Source organism: Arthrobacter sp. NPDC055585 (assembly GCF_053619115.1).
In genome coordinates, this window is the sequence record NZ_JBSHIT010000006.1 from 120,885 (window position 1) to 145,455 (window position 24,571).

Sequence of the window (24,571 nt, forward strand, 5' to 3'; positions counted from 1 at the left end):
ATGCCGTATGCAACGGATACCCCCTAGTCTGGCACCTTTGGCCCCCTTATACACCTCGGCGGGATTATCACCGGCGAGGGCCGCGCTCAGGAATATCCGCAGGCGGGCGGCCGTTATGGCTGATGTCGGTCCTGCACCGGCAGGTCCGGTGCGTACGCCGCCGGGAGTCGAGAGCGGAGTCGGAGGCGACGGATGGCAGGTTCGCTGGTACAGGAACGGAACACAGCACAGGGGGCCGTGCCCGGGTTGCTGGTGCGAACGCGCCCCTTACACTTGGAATTAATGAGAACTGATGTGCCGGAAGGCAGCCCACAGGTGGAAGATCCGGGCCTCGACGTCGCTACTGAACCGGAAGAGGCCCGCAAACTGCGCTTCGAGCGCGATGCCATGCAGTACGTGGACCAGCTCTATTCGGCTGCCATGCGCATGGCCCGCAACCCGGCGGACGCTGAGGACCTGGTACAGGAGGCCTACACCAAGGCCTTCTCGGCGTTTCACCAGTACAAGCCGGGAACCAACCTGAAGGCGTGGCTGTACCGGATCCTGACCAACACCTACATCAATCTGTACCGGAAGCGGCAGCGCGAGCCGCTGCAGGCGAACTCAGACGGTGTGGAGGACTGGCAGCTGGCCCGCGCGGCTGAGCACAGTTCCTCCGGCCTGCGTTCGGCTGAAGCTGAAGCCCTGGACCACCTGCCGGATTCCGACGTTAAGAGTGCGCTGCAGGCCATCCCGGAGGAGTTCCGCCTGGCGGTCTACTTCTCCGACGTCGAGGGTTTCGCGTACAAGGAAATCTCAGAAATCATGAACACGCCGATCGGCACCGTGATGTCCCGGCTGCACCGCGGGCGCAAGATGCTCCGCGAGCTGCTGGCCGAGTACGCCTATGAGCGCGGCATTAAGGGCAAGGCACAGAAGGCTGCCGCCGGAGCGGCGGAAACCGAGAATCAGGGGAAGACACTATGAGCGATTGCCAAAGCCTGGGTGATTGCGATGACGCACGCATCGAACGGCTGTATGAATACCTTGACGGTGCGCTCTCGCATGAAGACCTGGTTGAAATCAAAGAGCACCTCGACGGCTGCCCGGAATGCGCGGAGGAACACGACCTTGAATGCGTCATCCGCTCCGTCGTGAAGCGCTCCTGCACCGAAGAGGCACCGCAGACGCTGAAGGCGAATATCCTTGCCAGGATCAGCCAGATCCAGTCGGTGGACCACTAGCCTGCCCAAAAGGAAAACCCCCGCTGCCGGAAGGCTTCGGGGGTTTTCTTTCGTTAGCGCGGAAAATCCGGCCAGACGTCCGACTTAAGTGTTGGGACGCTTGCCGTGGTTTGCGCCGCCGCGCTTACGGTCACGACGCTTGCGTGCTCGCTTGCTCATGGCTGCCTCCTTCTTTCGCTTTCAAGTTCTGCCCTTCAGTCTCCCACACACTGCGCCCGTTGGCATAAATGCAGACGCGGTGCCTGCACAGCCGCGGGAGGGCTTCGCCTAGGATGAATCAACCAAGCGAGAAAAGGAGTTCAGGATGCGAGCCGTGTACGCCCAGTCCCAGTCCCAGGAGGACCCGCTCAGCGGCCTCGTGGTAGGTGAACTTCCCAGCCGGGAACCGGAGCCGGGGTTCCGGCGTGTGCGTGTCAAGGCGTCGGCCCTGAACCGGCATGACCTGTGGTCGCTGCAGGGCACCGGCCTGCCAGCGGACCGGCTGCCGATGATCCTGGGCTGCGATGCCGCTGGAGTGGACGACGACGGCAACGACGTGATTGTGTACTCGGTGATTTCCACCCCGGGCTGGGACGGCGACGAGACGCTTGACCCGCGCCGGACCCTGCTTTCCGAGCGCTACCCGGGCACCATGGCGGACGAGGTCTGGGTCCCGGAGCGGAACCTGGTGCCCAAACCGGCCCAGCTGAGCTTCGAGGAAGCCGCCTGCCTGCCGACGGCGTGGCTGACCGCCTACCGCATGCTCTTTACGGTTTCACCGGCGGCACCAGGGTCCACCGTGCTGGTCCAGGGCGCCGGGGGAGGGGTATCCACGGCCCTGGTGGCCCTGGCTTCCGCTGCCGGGTTCCGGGTGTGGGTTGCCGGACGCAGCCCGGCCAAGCTCGAGGACGCGCGGCGGCTGGGTGCTGAGGCGGTCTTTGAATCCGGAGCCCGGCTGCCAGAGCGCGTGGACACGGTCTTCGATTCGGTGGGCGAAGCGACCTGGAGCCATTCCCTGAAGGCTCTGAAGCCCGGGGGCGCGCTGGTCACCTGCGGAGCAACCTCCGGTCCGAATCCTCCGGCGGACCTGAACCGGATCTTCTTCCTGCAGCTGAAGGTCCTTGGTTCCACCATGGGCACCCACGCCGAGCTGCAGCGCCTGGTCCAGTTCCTGCTGGCCACCGGCGTACGTCCGGAAATCGATTCGGTGCTGGGCCTGGAAGACGCGCCCAAGGGCTTCCGCCGGATGCACGACGGCGCGGCCACCGGAAAGATCGTCTTCCGGCACTGACCTGCCCGCTGGCCTTCCCGGCACTCACCCGGGCATGGAAAAGGCGTCCGCCTCAGCGGACGCCTTTTCCATGCGGCGGGGTACTAGTTCATGTCCGGCAGGTCCAGCCAGCGGAACCAGCCGCGGTGCAGGACCAGCCAGGCAATCAGGCCGTACCCGGCCTGACCCGGAGTTCCTCCGTTTGATGCGAGGTCAGTACGCCACTGCTCATGGTTCAGCAGCGGGGTCAGCGTGTCCACGTAAACGTGCTTGCGGCGCGTTGTGACATCTCCGAAGGCAGCCGAGAGATCCGCGAGCCTGCGGTTGCGTTCGGCGTCGAGCCCGGGCGGCGGGCCGACGACCAGGACCTTGATGCTCATCTGGGCGGCGCCGTCCAGGATGTTGGCCAGGTTCAGCCGGCTGCGGGCCGTGGAAAGATCCAGGTCGAGGTCACGGTCGGAAAGGCCGATCACCAGCCTGTTCTCGCACGTCTCATCGAACCTTCGGCCGGCCTCCATGAGCCAGCGGTTGGCCAGGGCTTCCGTGCCCTCGCCGGGGGCGGCGAGGCTGTAGGCCTCAAGGTTTGCGTTGTCCGGCGTGGTACGGGCCAGCACGCGTCCAAGCCAGCCCAGGGCACGGGGATCGCCATGACCGGCGAGCAGTTCGTCACCGACCGCAGCGAGCCTGATTCTGCGTTGTTCCACGAGTTCCCTTTTCAGTTGCGTGTGTCCAGATGAAGGGTGGGTTAAAAGCCGGGTGGGGCACCACCCGGTGCCCCACCCAAACCTAACCTATTAGCGGCGTTCGAACGCCTTCTTGACCAGGATGTCCTGCTCAACGGCGTGGCGCTTGGCCGAGCCGGTGGCGGTGGAAGCCGACGCAGGACGCGAGACCAGCCGCAGCGGGCGGTCCAGTTCCGGCGGCAGGTTCAGGCCGATGAACGGCCACGGACCCTGGTTGGCCGGCTCGTCCTGTGCCCAGATGAGCTCCGCGTTCGGGTACTTGGCAACGGCGTCCTGGATCTCCTTGTAGGGCAGCGGGTAGAGCTGCTCGACGCGGATGATCGCGGTCTTCTCATCGCCCGCCTTCTGGCGGTTGGCCAGCAGGTCGTAGTACAGGCGGCCGGAGACCAGCAGCACCTTGTCCACGGCGTTGCCGTCCAGTTCAGCATGCTCGGCGATGACCGGCTGGAACGAACCCTGGGTGAAGTCATCCACCGAAGTGGCGGCTGCCTTCAGGCGCAGCAGCTGCTTCGGGGTGAAGATCACCAGCGGCTTGCGCGGCCGGCTGTACGCCTGGCGGCGCAGCAGGTGGAAGTGCGAGGCGCCGGTCGTGGGGTTGGCCACGATCATGTTGTCTTCGGCACACAGCTGCAGGAAGCGTTCGATCCGGGCCGATGAGTGGTCCGGGCCCTGGCCTTCGTAGCCGTGCGGCAGCATCATGACCAGCGAGGAGCGCTGGCCCCACTTCTGCTCGGCAGAAGAGATGAACTCGTCAATGATGGTCTGGGCGCCGTTGACGAAGTCGCCGAACTGCGCCTCCCACAGAACCAGTGCATCGGGACGCTCTACGGAGTACCCGTATTCGAAGCCGAGGGCAGCGAATTCGGACAGCAGCGAGTCGTAGATCCACAGCTTGGCCTGGTTGGGATCCAGATCGCTCAGCGGGGTCCACTCTGCGCCGGTGGCGCGGTCGTGGAAGACAGCGTGGCGCTGCGTGAACGTGCCGCGGCGGGAGTCCTGACCGGCAAGCCGGACGGGAACACCTTCCATAAGCAGCGAACCGAAGGCCGCAATCTCAGCGAAGCCCCAGTCGATGTTGCCTTCCCGGGACATCTGCTCGCGCTTTTCCAGCAGGGACTTCAGCTTCGGGTGGACCGTGAAGCCTTCGGGAATGGTCACGTGTGCCTTGCCGATCCGGGCAAGGGTGTCAGCGGAAATCGCGGTGCTGGCCGGCGCCACAATGGTGGAGCCCTCCTGCTGCGCGGCGGGACGCTCCAGGTCGGAGACAGCCTCGGAATCCTTGGTGATGACCGGGATCGGGGAAGTCTGGGCGGCATGCGTTTCCGCGAAGACCCGCTCAAGGCGGCTCTGGTAATCGCGAAGTGCCTGCTCAGCTTCTTCCTGGCTAATGTCGCCGCGGCCGATCAGCGACTCGGTGTAGAGCTTACGCACCGAACGCTTGGCCTCAATAAGGGAGTACATCATCGGCTGCGTCATCGAGGGGTCGTCGCCCTCGTTGTGGCCGCGGCGGCGGTAGCAGACCATGTCGATGACGACGTCCTTGTTGAACCGCTGGCGGTAGTCGAAAGCCAGCTGGGCCATCCGGACAACCTGCTCGGGGTCATCGCCGTTCACGTGGAAGATCGGAGCCTGGACCATCTTGGCGACGTCGGTTGCGTACACGGAGGAACGCGAAGACGTCGGTGCGGTGGTGAAGCCAACCTGGTTGTTCACGATGACGTGGATCGTGCCGCCGGTACGGTAGCCGCGCAGCTGGGAGAGGTTCAGCGTTTCCGCCACCACGCCCTGGCCGGCAAAGGCCGCGTCGCCGTGGATGAGGATCGGCAGCACGGGGAACTCGTCGCCGCGGTCCAGCCGGTCCTGCTTGGCACGGACAATGCCTTCGAGGACGGAGTCGCCGGCCTCGAGGTGGGACGGGTTAGCGGCAAGGTAGACCTTGGTCTGGTTGCCGTTGTCAGAGGTGAAGGTGCCCTCGGTGCCGAGGTGGTACTTCACGTCGCCCGAACCCTGCACGGAGCGCGGATCCTGGGTGCCTTCGAATTCGCGGAAGACCTGGGCATAGGTCTTGCCGGCGATGTTGGTGAGCACGTTCAGGCGGCCGCGGTGGGCCATTCCAATGCCTACCTCTTCCATGCCTTCGTCCGCGGCACCGGAAATGATGGCGTCAAGCAGCGGAATCAGGGACTCGCCGCCTTCCAGCGAGAAGCGCTTCTGGCCGACGAACTTCGTCTGCAGGAAGGTCTCGAATGCCTCTGCGGCGTTGAGCTTGCTAAGGATGCGCAGCTGCTCTTCGCGGGAAGGCTTGCTGTACGGAGCCTCCAGGCGGTTCTGGAACCAGGAGCGTTCCTCCGGATCCTGGATGTGCATGTACTCGATGCCCGCGGTACGGCAGTAGGCATCGCGGAGCACGCCAAGGATCTTGCGCAGTTTGAGCATCGGCTTGCCGCCGAAGCCGCCTGTGGGCCACTCGCGGTCCAGGTCCCACAGGGTGAGGCCGTGGTTCAGGACGTCGAGGTCCGCATGGCGTCGCTGGACGTACTCCAGCGGGTTGGTGTCCGCCATCAGGTGGCCGCGCACGCGGTAAGCGTGGATCAGCTGCTGGATGCGGGCAACCTTGTTGATCTGCTCGTCCGGGTTGACCTGGATGTCCGGGCTCCAGCGAACCGGCTCGTACGGGATGCGCAGCGATTCGAAGATGTCGTCGTAGAAGTTCTGCTCACCCAGCAGCAGCTGGTGGATGATGCGCAGGAACTCGCCGCTGCCGGCACCCTGGATGACACGGTGGTCATAGGTGGAGGTGAGGGTGATGATCTTGGAGATGGCGTTGCGGGCGAGGATCTTCTCATTCGCGCCCTGGAACTCTGCCGGGTACTCAAGGGCACCTGCGCCGATGATGCAGGCCTGGCCCTTGGAGAGGCGGGGTACGGAGTGAACCGTTCCGATGCCGCCCGGGTTGGTCAGGGAGATGGTGGTGCCCTTGTAGTCATCGGCAGTGAGCTTGCCGGCGCGGGTGCGCTTGACCAGGTCTTCGTAGGCGTGCCAGAACTCGGAGAAGTTAAGGGTCTCAGCCTTCTTGATGTTCGGCACTACCAGCAGGCGGGTTCCGTCCGGCTTGGGCATGTCGATGGCCAGGCCGAAATTGATGTGTGCGGGCTGGACTGCAACGGGCTTGCCGTCCACCTCGTCGTAGTACACGTTCTGGGAAGGGAACTGAGCGGCGGCGCGGATGATGGCGTAGCCGAGCAGGTGGGTGAAGGAAACCTTGCCGCCGCGTGCACGTTCCAGGTGGCTGTTGATGACAATGCGGTTGTCGATCAGCAGCTTGGCCGGCACCGCACGCACGGTGGTGGCCGTGGGTACGCTCAGGCTGAGGTCCATGTTTGTGGCGATAGCCTTGGCCGGACCGCGCAGCACCGTAACGGTATCTTCTTCGGTCTCCGTGCTGGGCTTGGTCTTGGGCAGCTGGGCCGGGATGGGCGCAGACTTGGTTTCCTGCTTTGCTTCCGGCTTCGCAGCGGCAGCAGCGGACTTCGGCTCATCCTTGGGGGATGCTGCTTCCTTGGCCACGGGGGGCTTTCCTGACTGCTGGGTTGCTGCGGGGGATTCGGCGGAGGCCTTCGGGGCCTGGGCCTCGGTGTTCACAACGGGCAGCTGGCGAGTGGCCGGATTGGCGCCGAGTTCGCTCGGAGGGGTCGAACCGTTGCCGGAGGCTGAGTTGCCGGCGGAGGACTTGGCATCCTCTGCTTTAAAGGAGTCGAAAATGCTCCACCACTTCTTGTCGACAGAATTCTTGTCTTTGAGGTACTGCTCGTACAATTCGTCGACAAGCCATTCGTTCCCGCCGAATTCCTCCGGCAGGCGGTGGTTGGGTTGGTCTGGCACTAGATATACGCCTCTTCCATGAGTTGCCGTTTGCCCTGATGGCACCATGATCTGAGCGCTTCCGCCTCAAGACTTGCTGGTGCGGCCCGGTGCGCAGTGACCGAGACTTGGTTGCAAGTCTAGTTACAGATCGATGGAAGTGGCCAATCTCAGGGGTGTCTGCCTGTGGGATGCGACACACTTTGCTCAGCTTTGAGCGCGAGATTGGGCACAGTGGTGCCCTGCGGAATTTGATCTGGTGCGCCGCGGCCAAAGCTGTAAACTGAAAGGTCTATGGACAGCAACTCTAGGCGCCGGCCTGCATCCACTGCGGTAACACCGCCACGGACGCACAGAGCCGGCAACGCCCGCATAAGATCCCCGCACTCTCCGGCTGCGTCATCGGAGCCTTCCAGTTCGGCTTCAGCCGAACCCCCTCCTTCCGGCGGTAATCCGCCAACAGGCTCCCGGGGAACCCCGCGCCCGTGTCTAAGCACGGAGGCTGGTTCCTGAGATGGAGTGGCTTTTCCTTCTGGCCGGGCTGCTGCTTATCTGCGGCACCGGCTTTTTCGTGGCCGTTGAATTCTCCCTGGTCGCCTTGGACCAGCCCACCGTGCGCCGCGCGGTGGAAGACGGAGATACCCGCGCGGAGCCGCTGCTCCGGTGCCTGACAACCCTCTCCACTCAGCTCTCCAGCTGCCAGCTCGGCATCACGCTGACCACCCTGCTGACCGGTTACGTGATGGAACCATCGGTGGGCCGGCTGCTGCAGGGTCCGCTGGCTGCGCTGGGACTGCCTCCCGCGGCGTCGCTTTCGGTATCAGTGGTAGCGGCCATGGTGCTGGCCACCCTGCTCTCGATGCTGCTTGGGGAACTGATCCCAAAGAACATGTCCATTGCCCTGCCCTTTAAAGTAGGGCGGGTGCTGGCGCGTCCGCAGCTGGCGTTCACGTTTGTGTTCAAGCCGGCCATCCTGCTGCTCAACGGCTTTTCCAACAAGGTGCTGAACCTCTTTGGCCTGGAAGCCAAGGAAGAGGTCTCCGGAGCCCGAACCCCTGCGGAGCTTTCATCCATGGTCCGCCGCTCGGCGGAGATGGGAACCCTGGATGCCGGCACCGCCAACTTCCTGGCCCGGACGCTCTCCTTCTCGGAACGGACCGCAGCCGACGTCATGACTCCGCGGATCCGGCTAGAGACGATCGACGCCGAGCAGCCTGTTTCGGACGTCATCGAAGCAGCCCGCCGAACCGGCTACTCACGTTTTCCCGTGCTGGGCGATTCCCCGGATGACATCCGCGGAGTGGTGCATGTGAAGAAGGCTGTTGCTGTTCCGCGCCGGAAGCGGTCTGAGCTTCCGGCGGCCGCCATCATGAGTGACATCCTGAGGGTGCCGGAGACCGTACATCTGGATTCGCTCCTCTCGGAGCTGCGCAGCGCGAACCTGCAGCTCGCCGTCGTGCTCGACGAATACGGCGGCACCGCCGGCGTGGCCACGCTGGAGGATCTGGTGGAGGAAATTGTCGGTGAGGTTTCCGACGAACATGACAAGCTCAAGCCCGGCGTGCTGCAGAGTGCCTCCGGGTACTGGTACTTCCCGGGCATCATGCGACCGGATGAGGTCTCGGACCTGATTCCCTCACTGCACGTACCGGACGAGTCCGGATATGAGACTGTGGGCGGCTACATCATGGCTGAGCTCGGCCGCATTGCAGAGGTTGGCGATACTGTGCCGGTTCCGGGCGGGATGCTGGAAGTTGAACGCATGGATGGCCGGCGGATTGACCGTGTCTGCTTTGTGCCCGGTGAACCCGATCCGGAGTCTGACACTGCCGCTGAGTCGACGCCGTCGGGCCGGCAGCAGCGCGCGGCTGCACTGGGAGTGTCCGGTGAACCCGGCGGTTCGGGTGTTCCCGGAGCGCCGGGGAAGCGCGGGGTATCTGCCCAGCCGGTGTCCAAAGGATCTTCGCCGGATGCGGCCGCTTCGGCGTCACCGGCCGCATCGCCCACTGCGGATGCCAAGGCCGCTGACGCCCCGGTTGCGCCGCATGGCGCACGGGCTGTGAACAGCACCTTCGGTGCGCCTGCCCGCAGGGAGGGAACACGATGAGTGATCTTGCCGGTATTTTCTGGCTCGTAGTCCTGCTGCTGGGCAACGCCTTCTTTGTGGGTGCGGAGTTCGCGGTGATGTCCGCGCGCCGCAGCCAGATCGAACCCCTGGCCGATGCGGGTTCCAAGCGGGCGAAGACCACTCTTTGGGCCATGGAGCACGTTTCGCTGATGCTGGCCTGTGCCCAGCTGGGCATCACGGTGTGTTCTCTGCTGATTCTCTATGTGGCCGAGCCCGCGATTCATCACCTGCTGGCAGCTCCGCTGGAAGCAGTGGGTGTGCCGTCCGAGGTTGCGGACCTTTCCGGTTTCCTGGCGGCGCTGCTGTTCGTCACCTTCCTGCACGTGACCATCGGTGAGATGGTCCCGAAGAACATTTCCGTGTCCGTCGCGGACCGGGCTGCCCTGGCACTGGCGCCGCCGCTGGTCATGATCTCGCGGGTGGTCCGTCCCATCACCGCAAGCCTGAACTGGATTGCCAACCATGCGCTGCGCGTCGTCGGGATCACTCCCAAGGATGAGGTGACCTCTTCCTTCACGCTGCAGGAGGTGCAGTCGATTGTTCAGGAATCCACCAGGCACGGCCTGGTGGCAGACGATTCCGGCGTCATTTCCGGGGCGCTTGAGTTCTCCGGTCAGACGGCCGGGGAAGTTATGGTGCCGCTCGATGAGCTGGTTACCCTGCGTACTGACTGCACGCCTGCAGAGTTTGAAAAGGCTGTGGGGCGCACCGGGTTCTCCCGCTTTGTGCTGATGGATGAGGCCGGCAACTTTACCGGCTACATGCATCTGAAGGACGTCATGGCCATCCCGGAGGAGGCCTACGAGCTGCCGATCACGGAGAACAAGGTCCGCACGCTGGCAAACCTGCGCCTGAGTGACGGAATCGAGGACGCGCTGGCAGTCATGCAGCGCACCGGATCCCATGTGGCCCGTGTCCTTGGCGACGATGCCCAGACCCGCGGGGTGCTGTTCCTGGAGGACATCATCGAACAGCTGGTGGGGGAGATCCGGGATGCTACCCAGTCCCAGGGGCTGCGCCGCTCCGGTGAGAGCTTCACGGGCTGAGCCGAAGGGGCCTGGTCCACGGGCTGGTCGCCGGGGGGCTGGTCGCCGGGGGCCGGTCGCCGGGGGCCGACCACCGGCCGGGCCCCGGGCAGCCCGCTCGGGGAGAGAATTACCTGAGCGGCTGCCCGGCTTCTTAGATGCGAATGATTCGCGTTTAGGTTATGCTGATCAAGCCCCGGTGCCGCCGGAGGTTGCACCAACACTTGAAACGGGGATACTGACACTATGCGCCGCCTGCCCATCCGTGTGGCTGGAATTCTGACCGCTTCCGCACTCGCGCTGTCCGCCTGCTCCGGAGGTTCCTCGGATGACAGCGCAGCCGGTGAGGGCGGAGACACCATCCGCGTGGTGGCCTCCACCAATGTGTACGGGAACATTCTCGAATCCGTAGGCGGCGACTTTGTCAGCGTCGAGTCGATCATCAACCGCCCGTCCCAGGATCCGCACTCTTATGAGGCGACCGCACGGGACAAGCTCGCTGTCTCCGAAGCAGCGGTTGTTGTCCTGAACGGCGGGGGATACGACTCCTTTATGGAGACCCTGGTCCAGGAAGAGTCCGTTGCATCCGAGAACGTGCTCAACGCCGTCGAGATCTCAGGTCTCGAAGAGGAGGGGCACGACGCCGAGGACCATGAAACCGAAGAATCCGGCGGCGATCACGCCGGGCATTCCCACGGCGGCTTCAACGAGCATGTCTGGTACGACCCGGAGGCCATGGGGCTGCTGGCTGAAGCCGCTGCCGAGCGCCTGGCTGAACTGGATCCTGAAAACGAGGAGGCCTTCCGGGACAACGCGGCAAGCTTCAATGCAGGGATCCAGGAACTGGAGGACCGTCTCGCTGAGGTACGTACGGTTGCAGCGGGCCGCGACGTCGCAATGACCGAGCCGGTCCCGGCATACCTGCTGGAAGATGCCGGACTGCACAACGTCACCCCCGATGACTTCACCGAGGCTGTGGAAGAGGGGCAGGATGTTCCTCCTGCCGTGCTCAAGGAGATGCAGGACCTGATGGCGTCCGGGGATATTGCGTTCCTGGCCTACAACGAACAGACCTCCACCTCGCAGACCGATGCTGTCCGCAGCACGGCCGAAAAAGCGGGAGTTCCCGTCGTCGACTTCTCCGAGACCCTGCCCGAGGGCGAGGACTTCCTCGCCTGGATGAACCGTAACGTGACGGACATCCAGGACGTCCTGAAGTGAGCCGCGCCGTCGTACAGCTGCGCGGGGCCTCAATGGCCTTTGGCAGCCGTACGCTCTGGCAGGGGCTTGACCTGGACATTAATGCCGGGGAGTTCCTCGCCGTCCTGGGTCCCAACGGGACGGGAAAAACCACGCTTTTGAAGGTGCTCCTGGGGCTGCAGCCGCTCAGTGCCGGTACCGTCACCATTAACGGGCACAGGGTTGAACGCGGCAGCAAGGACATTGGCTACATTCCGCAGCAGAAGTCCTTTGCTCCCGGAACTCCGCTGCGTGCCCGGGATCTTGTGGGTATGGGGGTCGACGGCGACAAGTGGGGTATCCGCCTGCGCCGCGGTCCGGTTCGTGCCCGGGTTGATGAGCTTCTGGCCCAGGTGGGTGCCACCAGCTACGCCGATGCTCCGGTGGGGAAGCTGTCAGGCGGAGAACTGCAGCGGCTGCGGGCTGCCCAGGCCCTGGCTACCGATCCGGACCTGCTCCTTTGTGATGAGCCTTTGCTCTCTCTCGATTTGCACCACCAGCAGGCGATCAGCGCTTTGATTGATGAGCGGGCGCATGTGCATGACTCTGCTGTTGTGTTCGTGACGCACGAGATCAATCCGATCATCGACTATGTGGACCGCGTCCTCTACCTGGCAGGCGGCCAGTTCCGTACCGGTACGCCGTCGGAAGTTCTGCGCTCTGACGTGCTTTCGGACATGTACGGTTCCCATGTGGAAGTGCTGCGCAGCCACGGCCGGATTGTGGTGCTTGGAGTTCCGGACGCCACTACGCACCACCACGGCGAAAGCGAGTCCGATCTTGGACCTTTCTGAGTTCTTCTCTTCTGTTTTCGACTTCAGCGACTACGGTCAGCTGCTTCCTCTGGTTACCAACTCTCTTTGGGCTGCGGCCATTCTGGGTTTGGTTGGCGGACTTATTGGCGTCTTTGTGATGATGCGCGATCTGGCGTTTGCTGTTCACGGCATTGCCGAGCTGTCCTTTGCCGGTGCTGCTCTGGCTCTGCTTCTGGGTGCGAACGTTGTTCTTGGATCCCTCGTCGGTTCCATAGCTGCCGCTCTAATTCTTGCTCTGCTTGGTTTGAAGGCCCGCGACCGGAACTCGATTACCGGTGTCATCATGCCGTTTGGTCTGGGTCTGGGTATCTTGTTCCTTGCTCTCTATGAGGGCCGTTCTGCCAACAAGTTCGGCTTGCTTACCGGTCAGATTGTTGCTGTGGACAGTGTCCAGCTGAACCTTCTTGCCATTTGTGCCGCCGTCGTTGTTGTGGGTCTTGTTGTTGTGTGGCGTCCGTTGACGTTTGCCAGTGCTGATCCTGAGCTTGCGCAGGCCCGTGGTGTTCCTGTGGGCGTGCTTTCCATAGTGTTTATGTTCCTGTTGGGGCTTTCCGTTGCGCTGTCCATCCAGGTTGTCGGTGCTCTTCTGGTGCTCTCGCTTCTGATTACCCCGGCTGCAGCTGCCCTGCTTGTGACCTCTTCTCCTCGTCTTGTTGTGGGGCTGAGTGTCATCTTCGCGCTGGTTTCTGCTGTGGGAGGCATTCTTCTGGCTCTGGGCGGGCGCATTCCCATCAGTCCCTACGTGACCACAATTTCGTTTGCGATCTATGTGGTTTGCCGGATCATCATGGCTGTCCGTGGCCGGACCCGAAAGCTGGCTACTGCTGCGTGAGCGGTGGGGCTGGCTGCCACGAGAGTTGGCTCCTGCTCCAGCCGCGCCGACGGCATAGGGATCAGGGGGCCGGTTGATGGGCAGCTGTTCAAGACTTTCTGCCCGAGACGTATTCGTGAACCATCAGGCAGATGACTGACGCGGCCGCAGCGACCGGGAGTGCCCGGAGAACGCCTGCTTGGGGGACGAACGTGCCTATCGCCGCGCTCAACAATGCTCCGGCAATGACCACTCCGATGGAGATGAGTGCGATTCTGGGTCCAGACATTTGGGAACCTTCCGGGGAGCCTCAACTCCGGTCAGAGTAACTTCCATCCGGTTTGCCGTCACTATGGACCCCGGCCCCTGGACCCTGGGAATCACTGCCGTCGCAGGTGCAGCGCCGGGCAGCGCCGTCCAGAGGGAGCCGGTTAAAGACGCTATGAGGAGCTAGAACGGTGGTGGATCATCGTCAGGACTCTCGCCTTCCTCCGCCAGGGCTGAGGATCTGGCTGTTGCCCTGGCCGGCATGAAAGCCAGTTCGGCGCCGGTGGTGTAGGTGCGGCCGGTGGGTGAGTCCCATTCGATGGTTCCGGGTTCGGGTTGGCGTGCTTTCCAGTGTCCGAGGGTTTTGAACCGGTGGTGTTTTGGACAGATGTTCCAGGTTCGTATGTTCTGTGGATCCCCCGTGGGAGAACGGTGTGGTGTGGTCGATCTCCGCGTGCGTGACACTGACTGAGCAGCCGGGGAACCGGCAGGTTCCGTCCCGGGCCTGGAGCCAGCGTTTGAGTCCGGCGGGGATGCGGCGTGTTCGTCCTACGCCCAGGATTTCTCCGCTGTTTGGGTCCTGGGCTAGGGGTGTCCAGTGCAGGGCGTGGAGGATCATGGACCGTGCGGTCTCTGGGCTGATTGGTCCGTAGCCGTTGAGTTCGGCGGGGTTCTCGTCGAGTCCGGCCAAGGTGTCTGCGTTGATCAGGACCATGACTTCCGTGCGGACTTTTGAGCGGTTCTGGTTGCGGTGCCGTTCGGCCCGGCGGGGACGTTTGATCGTGCTGGTCCCGGTATCGGGTCCTGCAGGAGCATGTGCCCCGGATTCGGATTCGGAGACGGTTCTGCTCTCAGTTCTGGCTCCGGGCCCGGTGCCGGTTCCCGTCGCAGCGTCGGTCCCAGTCCCGATTCCGGTCCCGGATCCGGTCTCGGGCTGGTTCGTAGCGGGCACGGGTTTCACCAGTCCGGGGCCGCCGTTGGTGTCGGTGCCGGCCCGGCTATCACGGCTGGGCGAGGTGCGGTGGCAGGGTCCTTCCTGATTGTCAGCACCGGACCGAGGAACGGTATGAGGCGCACCAGGATTCGTGCTGGCGGGCCCGGCGTCGATGAGCAGTTCGGTGAGGGTGTCGGCGCGGAGCTGGTCCATAGTTCGTGGATCTCCGGCTCGTTTCCCGGCTTTCGCGGCACCGGTGAGGGCGGCGAACATGGCCTGGCCTTTCTCCGCGGCGATGATCGCGCTAAGGCAGGACATACCGTCGGGCAGGGGCTGGAACATGATCCGGCGTTTGTCCTTGGCCTCCCGGTGGCGGACCGGAATCAGATCCGGGAAGCGGGACTCACGGAGCCTGCGGGCCCGCCGTCCGAATCCGGCAGCAGTCCTGCCCTCAGCCTGCGCGAGCAGATCGCGTTCGAACGCGCCACGGACACTCAGTGCACCGCTGACTACGGCCGTGTCTTCGGTCCCGGTTCCTGTTTCTTCGCCGACTGCTTCGTCCGGGGCGTCGGGACTGTGCTCAGTGCCCAGCCCGCCGTCCTGCCCAAAGTCCAAGTCCAGCTGGCCCGAATCGCTGGTGGACGAACCGTCCGGTGCCGATGGGCTGACGACCTCTGGGCCGGTCCCCGCTTCTGGAACGTCAGGGACGTCGGCGGGAAGGTTGTGGGTTTCGTCGAGGATGATCCGGGCATGCTGGAGCGCGATCTTCCCCTCGGCCAGACGGTCAAGAGTGTCCGGCGCCTCTGTACACAGCCGGGTGGATTCGCTGATCAGCTGCATCGCGGTCATGTGCGGAATGTTGAGGACAGTGGAAGCCTCGGCAGCTGCAAGACTCATGGCCAGGGCGGGCTCTTCCCGGCCGGACGCTTCGGCAATGTCCCGGGCGAAAAGCACTTCCAGGCGGGCAGCAACACGTGCCTGCTGCGCCTGCGCCCAGGACACCAGCATGCCCAGACGCTGCAAGGCCGAGACGGTTTCCTCATAACCCAGGGTCTCGGCACCCCGGAACGACAACCTCCCGGCAAATCCCTCCGGAAGGGACGACACCGACGCATCATCATCCACATCAGGATTGGCGCGGAACACGGATCCTGAACGGTTAACGGAGTCGGGGTGTGGGCCAGACGGGTGCTTGGGATCTGGGCCAGACGGGTGCTGCGGACCAGGCTCTGGGGGCTTTCCAAGATGAGTGTCAGACGGCCCACCGGGATGAGGCCCAGAGAAGGCGCAGGCACCCGGGCAAGCAAAGGACTCGGCACCCGATTCCACGGCGGGTTCAGTACCCGGCACACCATCGCCATCCCGGTCTGCTGACCGGGAAAACGGGGTGTCCGAGGAGCGCTTCATACCCCAACACTGTCAGCTGCCACCGACATTTCAGGGCCCAATCCGGCTCTTTTCAGGACCACCAATTACCGGTGATTTACCCGCTTTTCGCACATCCGGAGCCACTGGATACGGGGGGGAAAGAACGCCAAATCGCTCGGGATCACAAAGCGAACGAGACGCTGCTCGTTATGAGAAACGGAGCTCAGTCGTAGGCAATGCCCACGCGACTAGGCGCCATCAGCGTCTTACCGGAGCCCACAGCTCGGAGCCCGGTGCAGCCGACGTGGCAGCAGCTTTGCATACCCGCCCACGCGGTTGATCTTCAGCAAGCAGACGGAAACGGGACGAGCAGCTTGGTAAACGCCCAGACACACCGCAGGCCATCCAGCAGCTACCGCGAACACTCCGGACAAAGCCCAAAGACCTCAACAGTGTGCGCAACCTCGGTGAAACCATGCTCACGGCCCAACCGGGCGGCCCAGCTCTCCACAGCAGGAGCCTCAACCTCCACTGCCTTCCCGCAGTTGCGGCAAACCAGATGGTGGTGGTGGTGCTCAGCCTCGCAGCGGCGGTACAGAACTTCACCGTCAGCACCACGGAGAACATCAACCTGTTTGTCATCTGCCATGGACTGCAGGATCCGGTAGGTAGTAGCCAGGGAAACTTTGTCGCCGCGGTCCTGAAGCAGACGGTGAAGTTCCTGGGTACTTACAAAGTCATCCAGCGAATCCAAAGTGCGCCCCACAGCCAGCCGCTGCCGGGTAACCCGAGGCTCGGCAGTCCGCCGCGAGGACGATGGCTGCGCTGACATGGAAGCCTCCTGGGCTAACGGGGATCGGACCTGACCCCAGATTATCAGCGTTGGCACACCGTGGCCTGCCCGGAGCCGGCAGCAGACCCGGAGTATCGTGACCCTATGAAAATGACCAAGTACACGCACTCCTGTGTCCGTTTCGAAAAAGAAGGATCAGTCCTGGTACTGGATCCGGGAAACTTTTCCGAGGTCGAAGAGGCACTGCAGGACGCCAACGCCATCCTGCTGACACATGAGCACGCAGACCACATCGACAAGGAACAGGTTCTGCCCATCCTGGCCGAGCGCGCCGACCTCCAGCTATACGCACCCGCAGCACTGGCGGCATCTCTGCGCAAAGAGGCAGCAGAGAACGCACAGGACCGCATCCACGACGTCGAACCCAACACGGTGCAGGACATCGCAGGAATATCGGTACGCTCCTTCGGAGGGCAGCACGCACTGATCCACCCGCTGATTCCGATGGTTGAAAACCTCGCCAACCTGATCGAAGACCGCATTTACCATCCCGGAGATTCGTTCACGGTACCCAACGGACTCAAGGCAGAGGTGCTGCTGGTTCCAATCCACGCTCCCTGGTCCAAGGTGGGGGAGGTCATCGACTTTGTCATTGCAGTCGGAGCCGCAACCGCACATCCGATCCACGACGCACTGCTAAACGGCAAGGGCCGCGGAATTGTGGAGACACACCTGGAACGCTTCGGCGCCATGTACGGAACCAGCTACCAGAGGCTGGCACCTGGAGATGTGGTGGATCTGTGACGGAAATCCTCATCGGTGCGGCAGAGCTCCGCGAGGAACTGGCAGCTGGGAAACCGGTCCGCCTGCTGGACGTGCGCTGGGAGCTGGGGCGCAGCGACGGACACCGCAGGTACCTCGAGGGGCACCTTCCCGGAGCGGTCTACGTTGACCTGGACACTGAGCTCTCCGCCCCGCCGGGACCGGGAGGACGGCACCCGCTGCCATCGCCGTCGGTGTTCGCGGCTCTGGCGCAGGGCTGGGGAATCAACGACGGCGACACAGTAGTCGCGTACGACGCCGCCGGAGGTGCCGCAGCAGCACGGGCCTGGTGGCTGCTGCGCCATGCCGGCTTCGAGACTGTCCGGCTGCTCGACGGCGGTGTGCAGGCCTGGCAGGCAGCCGGCGGAGCGCTGGAGAAGGGGCAGGTCACGGCTGCCCCCGGCTCGGTAAACCTGTCCTGGGGCCACATGCCGGTGGTTGACATGGCTGAAGCGCCGGCCCTGGCAGCCAACGGTGTGTTCATCGATGCGCGGGCACCCGAACGTTTCCGCGGTGAGAGCGAACCCATCGACCCGCAGGCAGGGCACATCCCGGGAGCCATCAACGTTCCCGCAGCGGGCAACCTGGATGCCAACGGACACTACCTGCTGGTCCCGGAACTGAGACAGCGGTTCGAGGCTGCCGGGGTGGACGGTTCAAAACCCGTAGGTGCCTACTGCGGTTCCGGGGTTTACGCATCGGCGGAGGTCGCAGCGCTGGCTATGGCGGGCATTGAAGCTGCACTGTATCCCGGCTCGTGGTCGCAATGGTCCTCCACACCTGGGCAGCCGGTGGCAACCGGCGCCGCGGACGGGTAGCGTCAAAGCCATGTTTACCGGCCGTCCCGTTCCGCCCCCGCTGCGTGTGCAGCTGCCTGGCGGGGACCGCCAGCAGCCCGAGCAAGGAGAACGCATGAGCACGCTTTTCACCAAGATCATTGAGGGTGAAATTCCCGGCCGCTTTGTCTGGAAGGATGACGACGTCGTTGCCTTCCTCAGCATTGGCCCCCTCGCCGACGGGCATACCCTGGTGGTCCCGCGGCAGGAAATCGACAAGTGGACGGACGCTCCGGCTGACCTCCTGGCCAAGATGACGGCCGTCGCCCAGGCCATTGGGAAGGTTCAGGTGGACGTCTTCGGTGCCGAGCGCGCAGGACTGACGATTGCCGGCTTCGAGATCGACCACCTGCACATCCACGTCTGGCCGGCCAACTCGCTGCAGGACTTCGACTTCAGCCGGGCAGAAACCAACCCGGACCAGGACCGTATGGCAGCCAACGCGGAAAAGCTCCGCGAAGGCCTCAAAGCCGCAGGCCACGGCGAGTTTGTCCCCGAGGCGTAGCCCGGCAGAGCCCGGCACAGCCCAGCCCGGCAGATCCTACGCCGGAGCCAGCGCCTGGTTCAGAGCGGTCCGGATCCGTTTCTCCGAAACGGACCGGGCCGTTCCCAGTTCCTGGGCAAAGAAGCTGATCCGCAGCTCCTCGATCATCCAGCGCACCTCAGCCAGCGCCGGCGGAGTGCCGCGCCCGGGCACCAGGGCCGCTACGGCGTCGTCGTAATCATCTTCGAGCCCCTGCACCACCGCCATGCTCAGCGAATCCCGCTGCACGTTGGTGGGCAGTTTCTCCAGCCGCCGCTCAATGCCGGTCAGGTAGCGCGGCAGCTGCGCCAGCTGCGCGTAGCCGGTACGCGCCACGAAACCGGGGTAGACCAGCTGCTCCAGCTGGGCCCGGATGTCATTGAGCGCCGAAATCAGCGCCAGCGACGTGGTTCCCTTGAGCTGCTTCTGGATCCGCCGCGTGGCGGACAGGACCTTCTCAACAATTGCCGTCACGGTGAACACGGTGTCGATCAGGTCAGCACGCACCCGCTCATACAGCGCATCAAACTCCTCGCGGGTCCACGGCAGTGACTCCGGAGTGAGCTTGTCGATCGCAGCATGCGTGCAGTCCTCGATGAGCGCTGAAACGCTGCCGTGCGGATTCTGGCTGAAGGTCAGCTTCTCCGCGTTGCTGAGGTGTTCGAGCACGTACTTCGCCGGGCTCGGCACCCGCAGCGCCAGCAGCCGGATCACGCCGCCGCGCATGGCGGCTTCCTGCTCGGCAGCGCTCTGGAAGACCCGCAGGCCGGCGGTGGATCCTTCGTCAACCAGAGCGGGATAACCGGTGACGGTATGCCCGGCAACCAGCGTGTCGATCCGCCGTTCAAGGGTGCCCACGCTCCACTCGGTGAGGCCGGTCTCCTCACGGAACGACGGCGATGCCTTGCCGTTGGCCGCAGCGCCGGCACGCGCCGGCTTGCCCTTGGCAGCCTTCGGGGCGGGCGTCACCGTACCCGGTGTGGCGCCAAGCGACTCGGCAATGGCCCGGCGGGTTGCAGGAGCCAGCGACTCCTGCAGCGCGGCCAGATCCTTGCCTTCATCCAGTACCCGTCCGGAGGAATCCACCACGGAGAACCGCATGCGCAGGTGCTCCGGGATCGCATCCCAGTTCCAGGAGCCGGGCGGGATGATGTGGCCCTTCAGCCGGCGCAGGGCCAGTTCAAGCGACGGCTCCAGGGGATCCGACGCCGGATCGAAGTCAGCTGCCAGCGCAGCCGCAGCGGCACGCGCCACGTCTGGAGCCGGTATGAAGTTCTTGCGCACGGCCTTGGGCAGCGACTTGATGAGTGCAGTAACGAGTTCGGCGCGCAGCCCGGGAATCTGCCAGCGGAACGGTTCGGGATCCAGCTGGTTCAGGAACAGGACCGGCACCTCGACCGTCACGCCGTCGTTGGCGCCCGGAACGCCGGGAGTGAACTCGTAGGAGAGCGGCAGGTCGAAGTCCGCGTACCGGAAGGTTTTGGGGAACTCGTTCTCGTCCAGTCCCGCGGCGTCGTCCGTACGCAGGGCATCCGGATCAAAGTCCAGCAGTGCGGGGTTCTCGTGCCGCGCGTGCTTCCACCACTTGTCGAAGTGCCGTTCGGAGACCACGTCGGAGCCAACACGCTCGTCATAGAACTCGAAGAGGGTCTCATCGTCCACGCGCAGGCCGCGGCGGCGCACACGGGTTTCCAGCTCTTCGACCTCTGCGAGCAGCGCCTGGTTGCGGTGGAAGAACTTGTGGTGTGTGCGCCAGTCGCCCTCCACCAGGGCATGCCGGATGAACATCTCGCGGGAAAGCACCGGATCGATCCGGCCGTAGTTCACGCTGCGGCGCGGAATGACCGGTACACCGTAGAGCGTGACCTTCTCATAGGCCATCACGGAGCCGTTGCGCTTGGACCAGTGCGGTTCGCTGTAGGTGCGCTTGATCAGGTGCGGGGCCACTTCCTCCACCCAGAGCGGGTCAAACCTGGCCGCGATCCGCGCCCAGAGGCGTGAGGTTTCCACCAGCTCGGCAGCCATCACCCAGTCCGGGGACTTCTTGAACAGGGCCGAGCCGGGGAAGACGGCAAAGCGGGTTCCGCGGGCACCGGCGTATTCACGCTTGCGCTGGTCGTAGAGCCCAATGTGGCTCAACAGTCCCGCGAGCAGGGAGATGTGGACGTCTTTCTCCTTGCCGACCGGATCCACCTCGCCGGGGGAGAGCGTGATGCCCAGGGGCTTGGCCAGCTGGCGCAGCTGGGCGAAGAGGTCCTGCCACTCGCGGATGCGCAGGAAGTTCAGGAACTCGTTCCTGCACAGCTTGCGGAACTGGGAGGAGGAGAGCTCCTTCTGCTTCTCCTGCACATAGCGCCACAGATTGAGGAAGCCGGTGAAGTCCGAATTCTCGTCCACAAAGCGTTTATGCAGCTCAGCGGCCTTCTGCGCGCGGGCCGGATCGTCCTTCGACGGCCGCTCACGCGGATCCTGGATGGTCAGCGCGGCAGCCAGGACCATAACCTCACGCACGCAGCCGCGCTGGCCGGCCTCCACGATCATCCGGCCGAGCCGGGGATCGACGGGCAGCTGGGCCAGCTTGCGCCCGACGGCGGTGATCCCGCCCTTGGGTGCCAGGGCACCGAGCTCGCGCAGCAGCAGCGCGCCGTCGTTCACTGCCTTGGGATCCGGCGGCTGAACAAAGGGGAAATCCGCTACATCCTTGGGCCCCTGGGCCACACCCATCGCGGCCATCTGGAGGATGACGGCGGCGAGGTTGGTGCGCAGGATTTCCGGATCCGTGAACTCCGGCCGGGCTTCGAAGTCTTCCTCGGCGTAGAGCCGGATGGCGATGCCGTCCGAGACGCGGCCGCAGCGGCCGGAACGCTGGTTGGCTGAAGCCTGGGAGATGCGCTCGATCGGCAGGCGCTGCACCTTGGTGCGGTGCGAGTAGCGCGAGATGCGCGCAGTGCCGGTATCAATCACGTACTTGATGCCGGGGACCGTCAGCGAGGTCTCGGCAACGTTGGTGGCCAGCACAATCCGGCGGTGCTTGCCGGGAGAGAAGACCCGGTGCTGCTCCGCCAGGGAGAGCCGGGCGTAGAGCGGCAGGATCTCCGTATTGGCCAGGCGCGGGTTGCGGGTCACGGTCCCGCGCAGGGCATCGGCTGCGTCGCGGATCTCCCGTTCACCGGAGAAGAAGATGAGGATGTCGCCGGGAGCCTCACGGGAGAGCTCATCGACGGCGTCACAGACAGCGTCCAGCGGATCGCGGTCCTCTTCGAGCTCGTCTTCTTCGTCCTCCGCTGCGCCAAGGGCGGGCTGGTTCAGCGGCCGGTAGCGGATTTCCACCGGGAAGGTCCGGCCGGACACCTCGATGATTGGGGCCGGCGTGCCGTCCGGGGCGGCGAAGTGCCGGGCAAAGCGTTCCGGGTCGATGGTGGCTGAGGTGATGATGATCTTCAGGTCCGGGCGCTCAGGCAGCAGGCGCTTGAGGTAGCCGAGGATGAAGTCGATGTTGAGGCTGCGTTCATGCGCCTCGTCAATGATGATGGTGCTGTATTTCTTCAGCTTGCGGTCATGCTGGATTTCCGCGAGCAGGATGCCGTCGGTCATCAGCTTGACCTTGGTGTCCCGGCTGGTCTCGCCGGTAAAACGGACCTGGAAGCCCACCTCCGCGCCGATCTCGACGTCGAGCTCCTCGGCGATCCGTTCCGCGACCGTCCGGGCTGCGAGCCTGCGGGGCTGGGTGTGGCCGATCAGGCCCTTCTCCGCGAGGCCCAGCTCCAGGCACATCTTTGGAATCTGGGTTGTTTTGCCCGAACCCGTGGCACCGGCGATCACGGTGACCTGGTTCGCCGCGATGGCGGCCATGATGTCTTCGCGGCGTTCCGAGACAGGGAGCTGCGTGGGATAGGAGATTGTCAGTGCCATAGTTGGCACCAGTCTAGTGCGTGGGCGGAAGCGCCTGTGGAGAAGGAAGCGGCTGCGGGGCCGGGGGTGCTCCGGCAGCACGTGCCAGCAGCCCGGCGGCCGACCGCGCCCGTTCCCGCATTTCCTCGGGCGCCAGGATCTCGAACTCCACACCCATGCCCGCCATCCGGACCAGCGGCTGGTCCAGAGAGTCCCAGCCGCTGCGCAGCACGGTGTGTCCGGGACCGTCGGCCTCGAGGACAGCAACTTCGGCGGGAACCTGTTCCGCCACCGAAGCCAGGGGAGCCGCAATGCGGATAACGACGTCGTACTGGTAGGGACTGCGGGTGATAGCCGCCTGTACATAGGCGGCGAGGTCCTTGGCAGGCAGCGGTCGGGGAACGAAGCGCTCGCGGAGGACAGGCACCGACTGGCAGCGGTCCACCCGGAAGGTCCGCCAGTCCCGGCGCTCCGTGCACCACGCCACGAGATACCAGCGCCGTCCGGTGCTGACCAGTTTGTACGGCTCCACGATCCGCCGTCCCTCGGCAGCCTCAAGTGCCTGGTAGCGGAAGGCCGCTGTGCGCCGCTCCGAGATCGCAGTTGAGAAGGCGGTCAGGATCTCCGGGTTGACCGCCGAAGCTGCTGCTGAGGGTCCGGCCAAGACACTCACCGACTGGCGCAGGGCAGAGAATTTGGGCCGCAGCCTGCCGGGAAGCACCTGTTCAAGCTTCACCAGGGCACGGATGGAGGCTTCGCCGATGCCGGACACGGGGCCGGAAGCCACCGCGGTCAGGCCCAGGGCGACGGCGAGCGCCTCCTCGTCATCGAGCAGCAGGGGAGGCAGCTGCGCGCCTGCGCCGAGCTGGTAGCCCCCGGCAATCCCAGGAGACGCAGAGATTGGATAGCCAAGACTGCGGAGCTTGCCGATGTCCCGGCGGACGGTGCGTTCGGTGACGGACATGCGCTCGGCCAAAGCGGCGCCGGTCCATTCCCGGCGCAGCTGCAGCAGTGAAAGCAGATGCAGCAGCCTTGCTGATGTCTCGAGCATGTTCCTAAAGCTACTCCGGGATGCGGACAGAAGCTGTCCGGAATGAAAACTAGTCTGGGTGCACTCGAGAAAACCGCCCTTGCTCAATACATCAGGGAGCAGTCATGACTGAGCACACCCATGTCCACCACTCGCCGCCGCAGCCCTTGCTGAACTGGGGGACGGAGCTCACCGACCAGCTCAGGTGGCACTGGGAGAACCAGGCCAGACCCCGGCTGGAGGGTCTCACTGATGAGGAGTACTTCTGGGAACCGGTTCAGGGGTGCTGGAGTGTCCGGCCCCGGGGAACCGGAGACGCTCCAATCCAGGCCGGGTCCGGGGACTACACGTGCGACTGGGCGTACCCCGAGCCGGAACCCGCACCCGTCACCACCATCGCGTGGAGGCTGTCCCACATCCTCTCCGGCGTCCTGGGGCAACGGAATGCCTCCCACTTCGGAGGCCCGCCGGCCGACTATGAGAGTTTTAACTATCCGGGCAGCGCCGCCGCAGCCCTCACCCTGCTCGATGAGTACTACGAGCGGTGGATCAGCCACGTTGCGGCCCTTTCGGAGGAAGAGCTGGCCAGGCCCGTGGGACCCGCCGAAGGGGGATGGGCGGAGGCTCCAATGGCCACGCTGGTGCTCCATATCCACCGGGAACTGATCCACCATCTGGCGGAGGTGGCCCTGCTGCGTGACCTCTATGCCCACCGGGATTTGTCCGATGCGCAGCCCGCGGCGAACGCCGTGGAGGAGCAGGACACCAGCGCCTAATAGCCGCGGGGACGGTAGCTCTGGTAGTGCTCGTCGGCGGACAGCGACGGGAACAGGTCCCGGGTGTCCGTAGTGTCCCACAGGGCATTGCCGTGCCAGGGGCGTCGGGGTACAGGCGGGAGATGGCCGCGGCCGTCGCGGCGGATGGCGATCACCACTGCAGCGGTGACTGCGGCGAGTACCCCGAGAACCATAAGCGTGAAGAAGATTTCCATGGCTTCAGGTTCCGTCCGGGCC

Annotated in this window: 19 protein-coding genes and 1 pseudogene; 12 read left to right on the top strand and 8 right to left on the bottom strand. The window is 64.4% G+C overall.

Annotation, left to right across the window (positions count from 1 at the left end; translation table 11 throughout):
* Window positions 1-282: 282 nt before the first annotated feature.
* Both ACWGQ2_RS11730 and rsrA read left to right on the top strand, forming a co-directional pair.
* Window positions 283-966, top strand: coding sequence for a sigma-70 family RNA polymerase sigma factor (locus tag ACWGQ2_RS11730; protein WP_452017435.1), 684 nt, complete (start codon window positions 283-285; stop codon window positions 964-966).
* On the top strand, window positions 963-1,223 hold the full coding sequence (rsrA, locus tag ACWGQ2_RS11735; RefSeq protein WP_452017437.1) for a mycothiol system anti-sigma-R factor: 261 nt from the start codon (window positions 963-965) through the stop codon (window positions 1,221-1,223). Before ACWGQ2_RS11730 ends, rsrA begins: the two co-directional genes overlap by 4 nt.
* An 84-nt stretch (window positions 1,224-1,307) precedes the next feature.
* On the opposite strand, the gene ACWGQ2_RS11740 is transcribed toward rsrA, so the two are convergent.
* Window positions 1,308-1,382: a 50S ribosomal protein bL37 gene (locus ACWGQ2_RS11740; protein WP_369299106.1), complete on the bottom strand. Its 75-nt coding sequence runs from the start codon at window positions 1,380-1,382 to the stop codon at window positions 1,308-1,310.
* 145 nt (window positions 1,383-1,527) lie between these two features.
* Here ACWGQ2_RS11740 and ACWGQ2_RS11745 point away from each other — a divergent pair, with 145 nt between their 5' ends.
* Window positions 1,528-2,493 carry a zinc-binding dehydrogenase gene (locus ACWGQ2_RS11745; protein ID WP_452017439.1) on the top strand — a complete coding sequence of 322 codons (966 nt, stop codon included), beginning with the start codon at window positions 1,528-1,530 and terminating at the stop codon, window positions 2,491-2,493.
* Window positions 2,494-2,576: 83 nt separating this feature from the next.
* On the opposite strand, the gene ACWGQ2_RS11750 is transcribed toward ACWGQ2_RS11745, so the two are convergent.
* Together ACWGQ2_RS11750 and ACWGQ2_RS11755 are read right to left on the bottom strand one after the other, a co-directional pair.
* Window positions 2,577-3,176: a GDSL-type esterase/lipase family protein gene (locus ACWGQ2_RS11750; RefSeq protein WP_452017441.1), complete on the bottom strand. Its 600-nt coding sequence runs from the start codon at window positions 3,174-3,176 to the stop codon at window positions 2,577-2,579.
* Window positions 3,177-3,266: 90 nt separating this feature from the next.
* Window positions 3,267-7,097, bottom strand: coding sequence for a multifunctional oxoglutarate decarboxylase/oxoglutarate dehydrogenase thiamine pyrophosphate-binding subunit/dihydrolipoyllysine-residue succinyltransferase subunit (locus ACWGQ2_RS11755; protein WP_452017443.1), 3,831 nt, complete (start codon window positions 7,095-7,097; stop codon window positions 3,267-3,269).
* Between the two features lie 493 nt (window positions 7,098-7,590).
* On the opposite strand from ACWGQ2_RS11755, the pseudogene ACWGQ2_RS11760 reads away from it, so the two are divergent.
* From ACWGQ2_RS11760 to ACWGQ2_RS11780, 5 genes and pseudogenes are all read left to right on the top strand, one after another.
* Window positions 7,591-8,919: pseudogene (locus ACWGQ2_RS11760) on the top strand (hemolysin family protein); the annotation flags it as partial.
* A gap of 260 nt (window positions 8,920-9,179) precedes the next feature.
* Complete coding sequence (locus ACWGQ2_RS11765) at window positions 9,180-10,250, top strand: hemolysin family protein (protein ID WP_452017445.1); 1,071 nt, start codon at window positions 9,180-9,182, stop codon at window positions 10,248-10,250.
* A 225-nt stretch (window positions 10,251-10,475) separates the two neighbouring features.
* The gene (locus tag ACWGQ2_RS11770) at window positions 10,476-11,450 is read left to right on the top strand and encodes a metal ABC transporter solute-binding protein, Zn/Mn family (RefSeq protein WP_452017447.1); all 975 of its coding nucleotides are present in this window, start codon (window positions 10,476-10,478) and stop codon (window positions 11,448-11,450) included.
* A gap of 32 nt (window positions 11,451-11,482) precedes the next feature.
* Window positions 11,483-12,262 carry a metal ABC transporter ATP-binding protein gene (locus ACWGQ2_RS11775; protein WP_452017687.1) on the top strand — a complete coding sequence of 260 codons (780 nt, stop codon included), beginning with the start codon at window positions 11,483-11,485 and terminating at the stop codon, window positions 12,260-12,262.
* Window positions 12,249-13,115 (top strand): metal ABC transporter permease, encoded by an 867-nt coding sequence (locus ACWGQ2_RS11780; RefSeq protein ID WP_452017449.1) that lies wholly within the window; start codon window positions 12,249-12,251, stop codon window positions 13,113-13,115. Before ACWGQ2_RS11775 ends, ACWGQ2_RS11780 begins: the two co-directional genes overlap by 14 nt.
* Window positions 13,116-13,566: 451 nt before the next feature.
* Here the strand turns inward: ACWGQ2_RS11780 and ACWGQ2_RS11785 are convergent, their stop codons facing one another.
* On the bottom strand, window positions 13,567-15,441 hold the full coding sequence (locus ACWGQ2_RS11785) for a DUF222 domain-containing protein (protein WP_452017451.1): 1,875 nt from the start codon (window positions 15,439-15,441) through the stop codon (window positions 13,567-13,569).
* 634 nt (window positions 15,442-16,075) lie between these two features.
* Window positions 16,076-16,495 carry a Fur family transcriptional regulator gene (locus tag ACWGQ2_RS11790; RefSeq protein ID WP_452017453.1) on the bottom strand — a complete coding sequence of 140 codons (420 nt, stop codon included), beginning with the start codon at window positions 16,493-16,495 and terminating at the stop codon, window positions 16,076-16,078.
* Between the two features lie 105 nt (window positions 16,496-16,600).
* Between ACWGQ2_RS11790 and ACWGQ2_RS11795 the strand changes: the two genes are divergently transcribed.
* From ACWGQ2_RS11795 to ACWGQ2_RS11805, 3 genes are all read left to right on the top strand, one after another.
* Window positions 16,601-17,260 (top strand): MBL fold metallo-hydrolase, encoded by a 660-nt coding sequence (locus ACWGQ2_RS11795; protein ID WP_452017455.1) that lies wholly within the window; start codon window positions 16,601-16,603, stop codon window positions 17,258-17,260.
* Entirely contained in the window at window positions 17,257-18,096 is an 840-nt protein-coding gene (locus tag ACWGQ2_RS11800; RefSeq protein ID WP_452017457.1) for a sulfurtransferase, read from the top strand. The genes ACWGQ2_RS11795 and ACWGQ2_RS11800 overlap by 4 nt, the downstream gene beginning before the upstream one ends.
* A gap of 94 nt (window positions 18,097-18,190) precedes the next feature.
* Complete coding sequence (locus ACWGQ2_RS11805) at window positions 18,191-18,619, top strand: HIT family protein (RefSeq protein ID WP_452017459.1); 429 nt, start codon at window positions 18,191-18,193, stop codon at window positions 18,617-18,619.
* Window positions 18,620-18,655: 36 nt separating this feature from the next.
* On the opposite strand, the gene hrpA is transcribed toward ACWGQ2_RS11805, so the two are convergent.
* Entirely contained in the window at window positions 18,656-22,549 is a 3,894-nt protein-coding gene (gene hrpA, locus ACWGQ2_RS11810; protein WP_452017461.1) for an ATP-dependent RNA helicase HrpA, read from the bottom strand.
* A gap of 13 nt (window positions 22,550-22,562) precedes the next feature.
* The gene (locus ACWGQ2_RS11815; RefSeq protein ID WP_452017463.1) at window positions 22,563-23,579 is read right to left on the bottom strand and encodes a helix-turn-helix transcriptional regulator; all 1,017 of its coding nucleotides are present in this window, start codon (window positions 23,577-23,579) and stop codon (window positions 22,563-22,565) included.
* A 104-nt stretch (window positions 23,580-23,683) separates the two neighbouring features.
* On the opposite strand from ACWGQ2_RS11815, the gene ACWGQ2_RS11820 reads away from it, so the two are divergent.
* Window positions 23,684-24,334, top strand: a complete 651-nt coding sequence (locus ACWGQ2_RS11820) for a DinB family protein (protein WP_452017465.1) — start codon at window positions 23,684-23,686, stop codon at window positions 24,332-24,334.
* Here the strand turns inward: ACWGQ2_RS11820 and ACWGQ2_RS11825 are convergent.
* Complete coding sequence (locus tag ACWGQ2_RS11825) at window positions 24,331-24,549, bottom strand: hypothetical protein (protein WP_452017467.1); 219 nt, start codon at window positions 24,547-24,549, stop codon at window positions 24,331-24,333. The genes ACWGQ2_RS11820 and ACWGQ2_RS11825 overlap by 4 nt on opposite strands.
* Window positions 24,550-24,571: the final 22 nt, after the last annotated feature.